This is a genomic window from Pantoea sp. VS1 (genome assembly GCF_002207995.1).
Classification (GTDB): domain Bacteria; phylum Pseudomonadota; class Gammaproteobacteria; order Enterobacterales; family Enterobacteriaceae; genus Pantoea; species Pantoea dispersa.
This window is the reverse complement of record NZ_NHZE01000044.1, coordinates 86,384-100,211: the sequence shown is the minus strand read 5'-3', so window position 1 is coordinate 100,211 and position 13,828 is coordinate 86,384. Positions and strand designations below refer to the sequence as shown.

13 protein-coding genes are annotated in these 13,828 nt (G+C 59.7%); 4 read left to right on the top strand and 9 right to left on the bottom strand.

Annotated features, from left to right (window positions below; genetic code table 11):
• Nucleotides 1–94: 94 nt before the first annotated feature.
• The 9 genes from recC to rppH all read right to left on the bottom strand — a co-directional run bounded on the left by recC (nt 95) and on the right by rppH (nt 10,032).
• The gene (recC, locus tag CBW22_RS16700; RefSeq protein WP_088517230.1) at nt 95–3,475 is read right to left on the bottom strand and encodes an exodeoxyribonuclease V subunit gamma; all 3,381 of its coding nucleotides are present in this window, start codon (nt 3,473–3,475) and stop codon (nt 95–97) included.
• Nucleotides 3,476–3,536: 61 nt separating this feature from the next.
• Nucleotides 3,537–3,827 (bottom strand): prepilin-type N-terminal cleavage/methylation domain-containing protein, encoded by a 291-nt coding sequence (locus tag CBW22_RS16695; protein ID WP_230857086.1) that lies wholly within the window; start codon nt 3,825–3,827, stop codon nt 3,537–3,539.
• A gap of 1 nt (nt 3,828) precedes the next feature.
• Nucleotides 3,829–4,257, bottom strand: a complete 429-nt coding sequence (locus CBW22_RS16690) for a DUF2509 family protein (protein WP_064511411.1) — start codon at nt 4,255–4,257, stop codon at nt 3,829–3,831.
• Nucleotides 4,254–4,793: a prepilin peptidase-dependent protein gene (locus CBW22_RS16685; protein WP_088517229.1), complete on the bottom strand. Its 540-nt coding sequence runs from the start codon at nt 4,791–4,793 to the stop codon at nt 4,254–4,256. Before CBW22_RS16685 ends, CBW22_RS16690 begins: the two co-directional genes overlap by 4 nt.
• Nucleotides 4,784–5,254 (bottom strand): prepilin-type N-terminal cleavage/methylation domain-containing protein, encoded by a 471-nt coding sequence (locus tag CBW22_RS16680; protein WP_058757063.1) that lies wholly within the window; start codon nt 5,252–5,254, stop codon nt 4,784–4,786. Before CBW22_RS16680 ends, CBW22_RS16685 begins: the two co-directional genes overlap by 10 nt.
• 203 nt (nt 5,255–5,457) lie before the next feature.
• Nucleotides 5,458–6,252 (bottom strand): thymidylate synthase, encoded by a 795-nt coding sequence (gene thyA / locus CBW22_RS16675; protein WP_021506704.1) that lies wholly within the window; start codon nt 6,250–6,252, stop codon nt 5,458–5,460.
• On the bottom strand, nt 6,249–7,130 hold the full coding sequence (lgt, locus tag CBW22_RS16670; protein WP_021506703.1) for a prolipoprotein diacylglyceryl transferase: 882 nt from the start codon (nt 7,128–7,130) through the stop codon (nt 6,249–6,251). Before lgt ends, thyA begins: the two co-directional genes overlap by 4 nt.
• 112 nt (nt 7,131–7,242) lie before the next feature.
• On the bottom strand, nt 7,243–9,489 hold the full coding sequence (gene ptsP / locus CBW22_RS16665) for a phosphoenolpyruvate--protein phosphotransferase (protein ID WP_058757064.1): 2,247 nt from the start codon (nt 9,487–9,489) through the stop codon (nt 7,243–7,245).
• Nucleotides 9,490–9,501: 12 nt separating this feature from the next.
• The gene (gene rppH, locus CBW22_RS16660) at nt 9,502–10,032 is read right to left on the bottom strand and encodes an RNA pyrophosphohydrolase (protein ID WP_031279497.1); all 531 of its coding nucleotides are present in this window, start codon (nt 10,030–10,032) and stop codon (nt 9,502–9,504) included.
• A 684-nt stretch (nt 10,033–10,716) separates the two neighbouring features.
• Here rppH and mutH point away from each other — a divergent pair.
• The 4 genes from mutH (at nt 10,717) to CBW22_RS16635 (ending at nt 13,730) form a co-directional block, all read left to right on the top strand.
• On the top strand, nt 10,717–11,403 hold the full coding sequence (mutH, locus tag CBW22_RS16650; RefSeq protein ID WP_058757065.1) for a DNA mismatch repair endonuclease MutH: 687 nt from the start codon (nt 10,717–10,719) through the stop codon (nt 11,401–11,403).
• Between the two features lie 97 nt (nt 11,404–11,500).
• A complete protein-coding gene (locus tag CBW22_RS16645; protein WP_021506699.1) occupies nt 11,501–12,211 on the top strand; it encodes a TerC family protein in 711 nt (236 codons plus the stop codon).
• Nucleotides 12,212–12,327: 116 nt separating this feature from the next.
• Nucleotides 12,328–12,546, top strand: a complete 219-nt coding sequence (locus CBW22_RS16640; protein ID WP_021506698.1) for a YgdI/YgdR family lipoprotein — start codon at nt 12,328–12,330, stop codon at nt 12,544–12,546.
• 143 nt (nt 12,547–12,689) lie between these two features.
• The gene (locus CBW22_RS16635; RefSeq protein ID WP_088517228.1) at nt 12,690–13,730 is read left to right on the top strand and encodes an NADP(H)-dependent aldo-keto reductase; all 1,041 of its coding nucleotides are present in this window, start codon (nt 12,690–12,692) and stop codon (nt 13,728–13,730) included.
• Nucleotides 13,731–13,828: the final 98 nt, after the last annotated feature.

Genomic DNA, 13,828 nt, shown 5'->3' with positions numbered 1-13,828 from the left:
CGTTACCCTTATCCGCCGGCGTTGCGCCGGTCGGGATACTCAAACACTTTCTTATAAGACGGTGGCTGCCAAGGTACAGGCCGCACTTCCGTTGCTATACATCATCCTGATGCGCGAGGCGCACCGGTAAATACCACTGACGCGCCGCAGCGATGATCTGCTGCTGCGTCGGCTCGTCCAGCGTGCGGCACAGGCGCTGCAGATAGGGATCGCTGCCCTCGCCTTCAACCTGGTAGCCGCCCTGCCACGCCTGCAACAGTTTGTTGAGCGCCTTTTTCTGCGTGGCGTCATCTTCCTGAAGCTGGCCGGATTTGCTGTCAAAGCTGGCGTCCAGCCAGGCGCCGCCGGATTTATTCAGCAGCAGCAGCGGCTGCGCCAGACCTGCCTCACAGGCGGCCACATATTCAGCCAGCTGCGCCTGCGCCTGGGCGGGAGCCTCCGCCGCGAAGCGCCAGCGGCTCTGTTTGCGACCGTACATGCGGCTGGTGCCGTTGCCGCCCAGCGCACAATACACCAGATGTTCCAGCCACAGCAGCAGGCCATCGTTGATGTTGAGCACGCCCGGACGCCAGCGTAGCAGCCCATCAGCTTGCACCTGAGTCAGCCAGCCGGTCAACTGCGTTGCGCCCAGCGTCAGGTTGACTTCCCAGCTCTCCGCCGGCAGCCGCTGCGCGCTCACTTCCGCCGCCACTTCCTGCATCTCTTCGGTCTGGCTTTGCCAGAAAAGTTCCCCGAAGGCGCCGTAAGGCAGATTACCGGCGGCGCGATGGTGCGCATACAGCTGGGCCGGATCGTCACCGTTGACCAGCGTATTGAGCAGTTCAGCGTTGATCTGATAGCGCTCCAGGCTGTCCGGTGCGAACGGTTCGCTGTCCGGCAGCTCGCTCTCCTCCATCCAGAAAGCCACGCCGAGCCGCTGCTGAAACCACGCCCGCACCGGATGACGCCAGAAGCGCAGCAGCTGCTCCAGCGACAGTGTGGTCAGCGGCTGAACCGGCAGCGGCTGGACAAACCCGGGCTGCGCCACGCCGCTGCCGGTCGCCGCTGGCAACCATTCTGCGGCGAAGCTCTGCACGTGGCTTCCCGGCTGGAAATTTTCCGCCGCGAACGGCATGCGGCTGTGCAGGCGTTGCAAATGTGCCCGCACCCGCTGCTCACTGACGTCCGGCTCACAGGCTTCATCGCCCGGCAGACAGAAACTTTGCGCCAGATAATCCACCAGTTCAGTCACCAGCACCGAGGGATAGCGCTCGGTGTTGTCCTGAATCGCCCGGCCAATGTAGCTGATGTACAGCTGCTGCTGCGCCGAGATCAGCGCTTCAAGGAACAGATAGCGGTCATCATCACGCCGGCTGCGATCGCCTTTCCGCGTCTGCTGCTGCATCAGGTCAAAACCGAGCGGCGCCAGGGTGCGCGGATACACGCCGTCGTTCATGCCCAGCAGGCACACCACTTTAAACGGGATGGAGCGCATCGGCATCAGCGTACAGAAGTTGATCGGCCCGGCCAGGAAGCGCTGGCTGATGCGCTGCTGATCGAGGCGCGAACGCAGCTCATCGCGCAGCAGCGTGACCGGAATCGGCTGCTGATAGGCGGCCTGCATCCCCTGTTCAATGATCTCCTGCCACTGCGTTTCCACCAACAGCAGCGCCGCCTCGCTGTCGGCATCGCCGCTGAAGAAGCTGTCGATCAGCTCGCGGCACAGCGGCAGCCATTCGGCCAAAGTGCGCGTCTGCGCAAGGCGCGTGCGCCAGCTGTCGAGCCGTGCCAGCAGCTCGGCCAGATGGCCCGCCAGCTCGGCGATCAGGCCGCTGGATTCGTCATACGGCAGAATGCCCTGCCAGTCGCCGTTGCGGCTTTCCAGCGCGTAGCCCAGCAGCATACGCTGCAGGCCGAAGCGCCAGGTGTGCTGGCCGGTGACCGGCAGCGCCAGCGCTTCCACGCTGGCGTCATCCAGTCCCCAGCGGATGCCGGATTCCATCACCCAGCGGCGCAGCAGGCGCAGGCCGCTCTCCTCGACGGAGAAACGCTGTGCCAGCGCCGGCACCTCCAGCAGCGCCAGCACCTCTTCTGAGGCAAAGCGACTGTCCGGCAGTGCCAGCAGGCTGAGCAGCGCGAGGATGGCCGGATGCGCCTGACTGGCGCGCCGGTCAGAAATGGCGAACGGCAGATAGCGCTCAGGCGGCGCACTGGCAAAAGCCGCCTGAATAAAAGGCGCGTAGCTGTCGATGTCTGCCACCATGACGATGATATCGCGCGGCTTCAGCTCCGGATCGGCTTCCATCAGCGCCAGCAGGTGATCCTGCAGCACTTCCACTTCACGCTGGGCGCTGTGACACACCTGAAGCGTGATGGAACGATCGTGCGGATCGAGGCGGCGCTTGTCCATGCTGTCGGCCAGCTCGCCAGCGCTGAGCCCAATCACCGCGCGATCGTCAAGATTGAGCAGATCGGCCTGCAGGCAGTGCAGCAGATTATCCGGTGACATCTCCACAAACGCATCGATGTCGTTGGCGGCTGACTCCATCTGGCTCAGCAGAAACAGGTTGTCGCGGCCCAGCTTGCCCCACGAGGCCAGCAGTGGATTGGTCAGCTGCTGCTCGCCCAGTTCGTTAAACAGCGCTGGCGCAGCATCCGGGTCGCGGAACAGCGGCTGTGTCTCCTGCGAATGCAGGCGCAGCCGCTGGCGGCTCTGCAGCTTCGCGAGGAAGGCGTAATCCTGAATGTCGCCCCAGTAGTGACGACAGGGATTGGTAAACAGCAGGTGAATATCAATGTGGCGGCCCAGCGCTTCCAGCGCCTGCAGATAAACCGGCGGCAGCGCAGAGATACCGCAGATGAAGACGCGCTGCGGCAGCCCCGGCGGCGGCGTTGACGACTGCTCCAGCGCCTGGATAAACCGTGCATAGAGGTTGGCACGGTGCCACATCGGCTGACCGAGGCTGCGCGTGAATTCGACCAGATCGCGCCACAGCGCCGCCTGCCACTGCTGAGCATCGCTCAGCCCGTCCACCTGTTCGCCGCGCTCCCAGCGGTTCAGCCAGTCGGACCGGTAAACCAGATACTGGTCGAACAGATCCGCCACGCGCGCGCTGAGCTGGTAGAGTTTGCGCTGATCGTCGTCGTCATGCAGATAGCTGCGCAGCGGCTGAAACGCCTCCTGCTCCAGCAGCACCGGCAGCCGGTGCATCAGCTTCCAGCTCATGCTGGCTTTGGTGAAAGCGCTCTCTTCCGGGATATCCGGCAGCACTTTAACGAACATGCTCCAGATAAAGCTGGCGGGCAGCGGAAAATCGATGTTGGCGGCAATGTTGAAGCGGTTAGCCAGCTCCATCTGCAGCCACTGCGCCATGCCCGGGCTCTGTACCAGCACCTGCTCAGCCGCGAGCGGATCGGCCAGCGGCTGGAGTTTTATCAGCTCTACCGCTAAGTCTTTCAATAAATCTAACCGATTGGAGTGGTAAACCCGGAACATAAAACTCCTTAAAGAAGGGAAAGCGCAGCCCGGTCACTCTACCCTTATTCGTCTGGCCTGCCTACCCGCCGGCATCACCTTCGCGGCAATTGAGCCGCGCCAGCGACGCCGTGCGCTGATGGGGTCCGGTGACGGTAACGCGATCCAGCACGCAGCCGCCAGGTAAACTCTGCGGCTGGTGCACAATGTGCCAGCCGGCGGTATCACGCCCGAGCAGCGCCTGCCCGGCTACCTGCCACGCCTGGCGCTGCTGCCACTGCTGGCTAAATCCCAGCGCCAGTGCGCGATGATACTGCAGCAGCGTGCTGATGGTCATCGCCAGCAGCAGCATGGCGACCAGCGTTTCCGCCAGGCTAAAACCCTGCTGTCGCCTCTGGCAACTGACACTGCTCCGCCTTCGCCAGCGGGCAGTAGTCGATCCAGCCATGCGGCTGTGGCTGCAGCTGACCGTTGCGCAGCGACACCCACTGATAGAGCACGAGCGCACGTCCGGTGCCGCGCGCCGATAATAAGCCATGATTCTCCTCCTGCCGCAGCAGACAGCTTTGCCACGCGTCGGCCTGAGCGGTCTGACACTGCCAGCCCGCGGCCTGCGGCCAGTTTTGCTGCCGGCCCCACGTTAAAGCGGCCTGCGCCTGCCAGAAATCCTGCTGATGCTGCTGCTCGTCGGCGACCAGCGCCATGCCCTGCGCCAGCTGCGTACGCGCGGCGTGCAGCGTGAGCCCGCCCATCAGCAGTAACATCACCACCATGCCTAGCGTGCTGTTGCCCCGCTGCTTCACAGATTCAACCCCTCCGCTATTATCGTCAGCTCTGCCTGCTGGCGGCCCGCCGTGGCGGCCAGCTGCAACAGCAGCCGCGTGCCCTGGCGCTCAACCCGGAAGGTGCTGAGGGTGAGGAATGCCGGATCGGTGATGCGCTCCCAGCCGTTGCTGTTGCACTCGTCCACGCCGCGCTGCATCTCCAGCTGTCCGTTGCGCAGACGATAGCCGTAATAATCGCTTTCACTGTGACCGACGCCTTCCCAGCGTCCGTTACTGTTTTCGTCCCAGCGCAGCAATACACAGCTGCCGCTGCTCACCAGCGTGAGCGCCGCACCGCTGCACTGGCCGTGACAGTAACCGGCACGGCGCAGCGCTTTGTTCAGTGAGCCGGCAATCTGCTGCAGCTCCTGTTGCAGCTGGACCCGCTGCTGCAGGCGCAGGTTCTGCTCCAGCAGCAGCGGCAGAAAGCGGCCGACGCTGACCATCAGCACCGCGCCAATCGCCATGGCGATCAGCATCTCCAGCAGACTGAAGCCCCCCTGCGCTATTCGCATCCCTTCTCTCCCGGCTGGCAGACCCGGATGCGCGCCCGGGCGGAGAGGATGACGCGCCAGCGGCCAGCCGCGCTCTCCAGTTCGATACTGCCGGGCCGGGCCACATCGCGTCGGCCGTAAAAGCCCGGCTCGCCGACCAGCGCGGTGATGCGCACTTCGCGATAAGGCGGCCGGAACAGCCAGCGCGACGGCAGCTGACATCCTTCTGCGGGCTGCGGCCCGGTGCCAAGGCAGCCGTTTTCGCCTGGTTGCAGCCACAGGCTGAGGTCGCGGTTGTGCCAGCTGGCGTGTGCGCGCAGCCGCAGCAAAAAGCTCTGCAGCTGCAGAACGCTGTCACGCAGTTGCTGATACTGTTGCCAGCGCTGCCAGCCCTGTAAGGCGGCGATGCTGAGGATGCCGGCAATCACCATAACCAGCAGCAGTTCCGGCAGCGTAAAGCCGGCGTTTTGGGTTCTGTTCATAACCGGCACTCTGCGCCTGCCGGACGAAAAGCAACAGCGGCAAACAGAGAAGATGGAAAGCGTGCCGCAGGAAAGTTATGTCCGGTGCAGACAACACCCTTTTTTTTGCGCGTCGGATTCAGAAAATCCCCGCAGAAGCGGACGGGGCCAGGCAAAAAAAAAGCCCTGCGCGATGGCAGGGCCTGATGCTGAAGAGCGGCAGATTACACGGCAACCGGCGCTTTGATCGCCGGATGCGGATCGTAGCCTTCGATCTCAAAATCATCGAACTGGTAATCAAAAATCGACGCGGGCTTACGCTTAATCACCAGTTTCGGCAGCGGTCGCGGTTCACGCGTCAGCTGCAGTCGCGCCTGTTCGAGATGGTTGCTGTACAGGTGCGTATCGCCGCCGGTCCAGACGAAATCGCCCACCTCAAGATCGCACTGCTGTGCCACCATATGCACCAGCAGCGCATAGCTGGCGATATTGAACGGCAGGCCGAGGAAGATATCGCACGAACGCTGGTACAGCTGGCACGACAGCTTGCCATTCGCCACGTAGAACTGGAAAAACGCGTGGCACGGCGCCAGCGCCATCTGATCCAGCTCACCGACGTTCCATGCCGAAACGATAATGCGGCGCGAATCCGGATCGCGTTTCAGCTGCTCAATCACCTTGCTGATTTGATCGATCTCTTCGCCGGAAGCCTTGCCCCAGCTGCGCCACTGCTTGCCGTAGACCGGTCCCAGATCGCCGTTTTCATCCGCCCATTCGTCCCAGATGGTGACCTTGTTCTCTTTCAGGTAGCCGATGTTGGTGTCGCCTTTGAGGAACCACAGCAGCTCATGAATGATCGAGCGTAGATGCACCTTCTTGGTGGTGACCAGCGGAAAACCGTCCTGCAAATTGAAACGCATCTGGTGGCCAAAGATGGAGAGCGTGCCGGTACCGGTACGGTCGGCCTTTTCTGCGCCTTCATTCAGCACATGTTGCATCAAATCCAGATACTGTTTCATTTTACCTCACGCGTTTGTTGCTGCGGGCGACGACGATACGCCCAGACCATCATAATCACTCCGGCCAGAATCATCGGGATCGACAGAATCTGGCCCATACTGATACCGCCTTCGAACAGGCCAAGCTGGGCATCCGGCTGGCGGAAAAACTCCACGATGATGCGGAATGCGCCGTAGCCAATCAGGAACAGGCCGGAGACACTGCCCATCGGGCGCGGCTTGCGAATAAACAGGTTGAGAATGATAAACAGCACGATGCCTTCCAGGCACAGCTCATACAGCTGTGACGGATGGCGCGGCAGCACGCCGTACGTGTTCAGCAGTTCCTGATATTGCGGGTTATTGGCCGCCAGCGCGAGGTCTTCGCTGCGCGAACCCGGGAACAGCATGGCGAATTTAAAGTCAGGCGCCACGCGGCCCCACAGTTCGCCGTTGATGAAGTTGCCGAGACGGCCAGCACCGAGGCCAAACGGGATCAGCGGCGCAATGAAATCAGAGACCTGGAAGAAGGTGCGTTTGGTACGGCGGGCGAAGATCAGCATCACCACGATCACGCCAATCAGACCACCGTGGAATGACATGCCCCCGTCCCACACTTTGAACAGATAGAGTGGGTTGTCGAGGAACAGCGGCAGGTTATAGAACAGCACGTAGCCGATGCGGCCGCCGAGGAACACGCCGAGGAAGCCTGCGTACAGCAGGTTTTCAACTTCTTCTTTCTTCCAGCCGCTGCCGGGTTTGTTGGCGCGGCGCACCGCCAGCCACATAGCAAACACAAAGCCTACCAGATACATCAGGCCGTACCAGTGCAGCGAAACCGGTCCGATGGAGAAGATCACCGGATCGAATTGGGGAAATGAAATGTAGCCGTTAGTCATCTTTCACCATGTTTTTTCTGCCCGCAAAAGGGCGTGGCTAAAGGGCCATACAATAAAAGGCTGCGCATCATAGCACAGCCGCTTTTCACAATTTCCGCAGAAATGTAAACAGTTAACGTCCGCCGCGAATCAGTCCGCCCAGGCCGCGCCGCTCCATGAAGGCCGACACCAGATGGCGCACTTCCGTTGCGGTGTGCGCCATCACGCCCTGCTGGCTCAGTTTCTGCGCCTCTTCGTAATCGAGGTGGCGCAGCAGGTATTTGACGCGCGGAATGTTCTTGCCGTTCATGCTGAGATGGTGATAACCCAGACCCACCAGCAACGCGACGCACATCGGATCGCCCGCCATTTCACCACACAGGCACAGCTCCAGTTTGGCCTGGCGGGCTTCACTGGCGATGGTTTGCAACGCCCGCAGCATCGCCGGATGCAGCGAATCGTAAAGGTTGGCAACGCGGGTATTGTTGCGATCGACCGCCAGCAGATACTGGGTGAGATCGTTGGTGCCGACGGAGATAAAGTCCACGCGTTGCGCCAGATGCGGGATCAGAAACAGCATCGACGGCACTTCAATCATCACGCCAATACGCGGTTTTGGAATGGCATAACCGAGCATCTCTTCCACTTCGCGACCGGCGCGATCGATCAGGCGCCGCGCCTCTTCGATCTCGTCAATATGACTGATCATCGGCAGCAGAATGCTCAGGTTGCCCGAAGCGACGTTGGCGCGCAGCATGGCGCGCACCTGCACCAGGAAGATCTCCGGCTGGTCGAGCGTCAGACGAATGCCGCGCCAGCCGAGACAGGGGTTCTCTTCACTGATCGGCATGTAAGGCAGCTGTTTGTCAGCGCCGACATCCAGCGTACGCAACGTCACCGGTTTGTCGTAAAACAGTTGCAGCATGCCCTGATATTGCGCCACCTGCTCCTCTTCCGACGGGAAGCCGCTTTGCAGCATGAACGGAATTTCGGTGCGATACAGGCCGATGCCGTCAACCCAGTTGTCGAGCGCCTGTTCGTGTTCCGGGCTGAGACCGGCGTTGAGCATCACCTGCACGCGCTCGCCGCTTTTCAGCTCGCCGGGCTGCTCCACCACATCTTCGGCCATTTTGCTAAGCGCGTTCTCTTCGCTGATCAGCCGCTGATACTCCTGCACCAGCACCGGCTCCGGATCGATCAGCACTTCGCCGCGATAGCCGTCCACGATCAGCAGCCGCTTGTTGAGCTGCGACGGCAGGATATCCGCGCCCATCACGGTCGGAATACCCATGGCGCGCGTGAGGATCGCCGCGTGCGAGTTGGCTGCGCCATCGCGCACCACCACGCCCGCCAGCCGCTCCTGCGGCAGCTCCGCCAGGGTGGTGGCGGTGAGCTCATCGGCCACCAGCACAAAACGTTCCGGCCAGGCGTTGGTGCCCACCAGCGTGTCGTCAAGGTGGAACAGCAGGCGCTGGCCGAGCACGCGCAAATCCCCGGCGCGCTCGCGTAAATAGTGATCCTGCAGGCTGGCAAACTGTGCGGCAAACTTCTCGATCACCGTTTTGACCGCCCACTCGGCTACCGATCCGCGCTCGATCTCGGCAAACAGATCTTTTTTCAGTCGCGCATCGGTGAGCAGGTGCGAGTAGAGATCGAAGATCGCCGCGCTCTCTTTCTGCACGCTGGCCGCGAAACGCTTGCTGAAGCGACGAAACTCGTTGCCCGCCTCGCCCATGGCGACAATCAGGCGCTCGCGTTCACGCTGTGGATCGAGCGTAGAGGCGGCGGACACCTGGTCGAGCAGCGGCTGCGTTTCATCAACCCAGCCAGGGGCAACGGCGACGCCCGGCGCGGCGGCAATCGCTTTAACGCGCGTCTGGCGGAACTGACCGAACAGCTGGCCAAGCTGCGACTGCGACAGCAGCGCGGCCATCTGCGTGGCCAGCGTAACCAGAAACGACTCTTCGCTTTCGTCGAACTGACGATGCTCTCGCTGTTGCACCACCAGCACGCCGAGCAGTTGACGCCGGCTGATGATTGGCACACCCAGAAACGAGCGGTAGCGCTCTTCTTTGACGGAGGGAATGTATTTGAAGCTGGGATGACTTTGCGCATCGGCGAGGTTGATCGGTTCGGCCAGGCGGCCCACCAGCCCGACGATACCTTCGTCGAACGCCAGCGTAACCGTACGGCCGCGCGGCTTTTTCAGGCCGCGCGTCGCCATCAGGTAGTAGCAACGCCGATCGTGATCGGCGAGGTAAACCGAGCAGACCTCGGTCTCCATCGCCAGGCATATTTCGTTGACCAGAATGTCGAGTGCTTCATTCAGACGCGGTGCACTCGCCACTTTTTCTACAATTTCGCGCAACTGAGTGAGCATAAAGGGCGTGGCCTATCCTCTTTTACGTCGATGGGCGGCGTTGTTATTGCGCTGCCCCGCACTCTCCTGCATAGACATCACCACGCCAGCGAATTCCTTCATGACGCGGCGATACACATCGCGCTTGAAAGAGACAACCTGACGTACCGGATACCAGAAGCTGACCCAGCGCCAGCCATCGAACTCCGGCGTGCTGCTGTGTTGCACATTGATATCCGCGTCACTACACATCAACTGCAGAAGAAACCACTTTTGTTTCTGGCCGATACACACCGGCTTTGTGTCCCAACGCACCAAACGTTTTGGCAACTTGTAACGTAACCAGTTACGGGTTGAAGCAAGTATTCGAACATCTTTGCGGTGTAAACCCACTTCTTCGAACAGTTCGCGATACATCGCCTGTTCAGCGGTTTCACCCGGATTGATGCCTCCCTGAGGAAACTGCCAGGAGTGCTGTCCAAAGCGCCTGGCCCACAACACTTGTCCTTGCCTGTTACAGATTACGATACCAACATTCGGGCGGTAGCCATCATCATCGATCACTGGACTACCTCAAAGCTAAATTTGAATAGCCTGATTGTTTCATACTCCTTACAGGCGGTAAACCACTGGATATCCGCGCCGCTGACCGGATAACAATGGGATAACTCACAGATAATAGCCATGTTATGAACAGACAGGGGCATTTAACGGCGATCTTATTCACCTTTTCTGTGGATAGCTTTGTGCAGAACACGGGAATGAGTTGAATAACCGCTTCGGAAAATTCTCATGCACGGCGGGGAGAATAGCATTAAAACCCCCATTTATCATAGCGATAGTCAATTAACCCGTTCAGATACACAGCGTGAAAGCCGGTTATTCTTCCCCACGCGGTTACCGCTGCTCAAAGATCCATCACCGTTGATTTTATCCACAGAGAATGTCCTAAACCTGGGCAGAGAATGGAAAAAAAGCGCGCAGTTCGGCAAAGTCAAGGCTGTAAATGGAAACAGGGGTGGGCAAAACGTGGGGTTATCCCACTTTTCTGTGGATAACTGGGTTTAAGATCCTGTTCATTGTCGATAACAAACCGGGATAACCGCCTCTTAGCCTGGTGAGCACCAGGTCAATCGCGCTAAAAAAGCATGCTGAATCATGCTATTATCACGTTTACATTGTCCGGCACGGTGTGGACAACACGCGCTGACCTTTACTGACCATATTTTGACCAATGCGAGTTTTATCATGAATTGCCCTGCCGCCTTGCCTGCTGCGCCCCGAAACGAAGCCGAACTGCTCCAGCGTGCCCAACAGCTGGCTGGTCAGAGCTTTGCCGCGCTGGCCGCGCAGCTTGGCCTGCCGATGCCCGCCGATTTACGCCGTGACAAAGGCTGGGTCGGCATGCTGCTGGAGCTGCTGCTGGGTGCCAGCGCCGGCAGTAAAGCCGAGCAGGATTTTGCGCATCTGGGTATTGAACTCAAAACCATTCCGGTCGACGCGCTGGGTAAGCCGCTGGAAACCACCTTTGTCTGCGTGGCACCGCTCACCGGCAACAGCGGCGTTACCTGGCAAACCAGCCACGTGCGCCATAAGCTGGCGCGGGTGCTGTGGATCCCGGTGGAGGGCGATCGCGCCATTCCGCTGGCCGAGCGCCGCGTGGGTTCGCCGCTGCTGTGGCAGCCGAATGCGCAGGAAGAGCAGCAGTTACGTGAGGACTGGGAAGAGCTGATGGACATGATCGTGCTCGGCCAGGTGGAGCGCATCACCGCCCGCCACGGCGCGTGGCTGCAAATCCGGCCGAAAGCGGCCAACAGCAAAGCGCTGACCGAAGCCATCGGCGAACACGGTGAGCCGATCATGACGCTGCCGCGCGGTTTTTATCTCAAGAAGAGCTTTACCGGACCGCTGCTGGCACGGCATTTTCTGCTGTAATTCCCGGTACAACCTCGCCCTTGCAGGATCGCTTTAGGCAGCGCCGCCTGCGCCGTGTATAATTCCCGTTTACTTTTCGTTTAGGAATGAAGGATTCATGTTTGACTGGATTGCTGATCCCAACGCCTGGCTGGCGCTGGGAACATTAACCATTCTGGAAGTGGTGCTGGGTATCGATAACATTATTTTCCTGTCTCTGGTGGTCGCGAAACTGCCGCAGCACCAGCAAAACCGGGCGCGCCGGCTGGGTCTGATGGGGGCGATGTTGATGCGCCTCGGGCTGCTGGCCTCCATCGCCTGGGTGGTGAGACTGACGCAGCCGTTGTTTTCCATCATGGACCACGCCTTCTCTGCGCGCGATCTGATTCTGCTGTTCGGCGGCCTGTTCCTGCTGTGGAAGTCGAGCATGGAGATCCATGAAACCATCGAAGGCGGCGAAGAGGAGCACAAAACCAACGTGCACTCTTTCTTCGGTGCCATCGTGCAGATCATGCTGCTCGACATCATCTTCAGCCTGGATTCGGTGATCACCGCCGTCGGCCTGTCCGATCATCTGTTCATTATGATGGCGGCGGTGGTCATTGCGGTGCTGATGATGATGGTGGCCGCGCGCGCGATTGGTGAGTTTGTTGAGCGGCATCCGTCGGTCAAAATGCTGGCGCTGGCGTTTCTGATTCTGGTCGGCTTTACCCTGATCCTCGAGAGTTTTGGTATGCATGTACCAAAAGGTTACATTTATTTTGCGATGTTCTTCTCCATGGCGGTAGAGTGTCTGAACCTGATGCGCAGCAGGAAAAACAAAGCGTAACCTGTCAAGGGCGAGCGCATCTCGCCCTGTTATTTTAGGAATGATGCGATTACTCCAGCTGGCAAAAGCATTTATTACTACACTTTTGCTGTTGAAGTGGCTTGAGGGAGCTGAGAATGAAAGGGTTGGTAAGTGCAGTGGGCCTGCTGCTGGCGGCGCTGGCTTTAAGCGGTTGCAGCAGTGATTACGTTATGGCCACCAAAGATGGCCGCATGATTATGACCGAAGGTAAGCCGTCGATTGATAAAGAAACCGGTCTGGTGCAGTACACCGACGAACAGGGCCATGTTATGCAAATTAATGGTGACGAGGTTTCCACCATCATTGAGCGTTAAGTGCCAAATTGCCTCGCCTGTACGCGTTTTCCCCCTGTGCAGGCGATTTCCCGAACTTTCCCCCCTTCCTTCTGCGCCACTTCACAGGCTATAGTCCCAGAGAACACAACATTCCGTTTCATAATGAAAAAAGGAAGCCGGCAATGCATTATCACCGTATCCCCCATAGCACGCTGGAAGTCAGTCAGCTGGGGTTAGGCACAATGACGTTTGGTGAGCAGAATAGCGAAGCCGACGCCCACCAGCAGCTTGATTACGCCGTTAGCCAGGGTATTAACCTGATTGATACCGCCGAGATGTATCCAGTGCCACCGCGTCCGGAAACGCAGGGCCTGACCGAAAAATACATTGGCAGCTGGCTGCAAAAGCGCGGCAGCCGCGACAAAATCATTCTGGCGAGTAAAGTCGCCGGCCCGGTGCGCGGCAGCGATGCGCTGATTCGCCCCAACCAGGCGCTGGACCGCAAGAACATCCGCGAAGCGCTGGACGCCAGCCTGAAACGCCTTAATACCGATTACCTCGACCTCTACCAGCTGCACTGGCCGCAGCGCCAGACCAACTACTTTGGCAAGCTCGGTTATCAGTACAGTGATAACACCGCCACCGTTACGCTGCTGGAGACGCTGGAAGCGCTGACCGAACAGGTACGCGCGGGCAAGATCCGTTACATTGGCGTCTCGAACGAAACAGCCTGGGGCGTGATGCGCTACCTGCAGCTGGCGGAGAAGCACGAGCTGCCGCGTATCGTCACCATTCAGAATCCGTACAGCCTGCTGAACCGCAGTTTCGAAGTGGGTCTGGCAGAGATTAGCCAGCATGAGGGCGTGGAACTGCTGGCCTATTCCAGCCTGGCGTTCGGTACGCTGAGCGGCAAATACCTCAACGGGGCGAAACCGGCCGGCGCGCGCAATACGCTGTTCAGCCGCTTTACCCGCTACAGCGGCGATCAGTCACAGCAGGCGATTGCTGCCTACGTCGCGCTGGCGAAACAGCACAACCTGGATCCGTCACAGATGGCGCTGGCCTATGTGCGGCAGCAGCCGTTTGTGGCCAGCACCCTGCTCGGTGCCACCACCATGGAACAGCTGAAGGTTAACGTGGAGAGTTTCAATCTGACGCTGAGCGGCGAGGTGTTAGAGGCGCTGGAAGCGATTCACCGTCAGTATACGTATCCGGCACCGTAATCTCCCTGGTGCGTTAACGCGCACCCTACAGGGTTCGTTACCCTCGCGTACCTGCTGCGGTTTTGGCGTACGCGCCGGGCCAGGGTAGGGTCGCCATT

Excerpts from the sequence above, each read along its gene's own strand:
- recC (WP_088517230.1), bottom strand. The coding sequence starts at position 3,475 with ATGTTCCGGGTTTACCACTCCAATCGGTTAGATTTATTGAAAGACTTA.
- CBW22_RS16685 (WP_088517229.1), bottom strand. The coding sequence starts at position 4,793 with ATGCGAATAGCGCAGGGGGGCTTCAGTCTGCTGGAGATGCTGATCGCC.
- CBW22_RS16680 (WP_058757063.1), bottom strand. The coding sequence starts at position 5,254 with ATGAACAGAACCCAAAACGCCGGCTTTACGCTGCCGGAACTGCTGCTG.
- thyA (WP_021506704.1), bottom strand. The coding sequence starts at position 6,252 with ATGAAACAGTATCTGGATTTGATGCAACATGTGCTGAATGAAGGCGCA.
- lgt (WP_021506703.1), bottom strand. The coding sequence starts at position 7,130 with ATGACTAACGGCTACATTTCATTTCCCCAATTCGATCCGGTGATCTTC.
- ptsP (WP_058757064.1), bottom strand. The coding sequence starts at position 9,489 with ATGCTCACTCAGTTGCGCGAAATTGTAGAAAAAGTGGCGAGTGCACCG.
- mutH (WP_058757065.1), top strand. The coding sequence starts at position 10,717 with ATGAATTGCCCTGCCGCCTTGCCTGCTGCGCCCCGAAACGAAGCCGAA.
- CBW22_RS16645 (WP_021506699.1), top strand. The coding sequence starts at position 11,501 with ATGTTTGACTGGATTGCTGATCCCAACGCCTGGCTGGCGCTGGGAACA.
- CBW22_RS16640 (WP_021506698.1), top strand. The coding sequence starts at position 12,328 with ATGAAAGGGTTGGTAAGTGCAGTGGGCCTGCTGCTGGCGGCGCTGGCT.
- CBW22_RS16635 (WP_088517228.1), top strand. The coding sequence starts at position 12,690 with ATGCATTATCACCGTATCCCCCATAGCACGCTGGAAGTCAGTCAGCTG.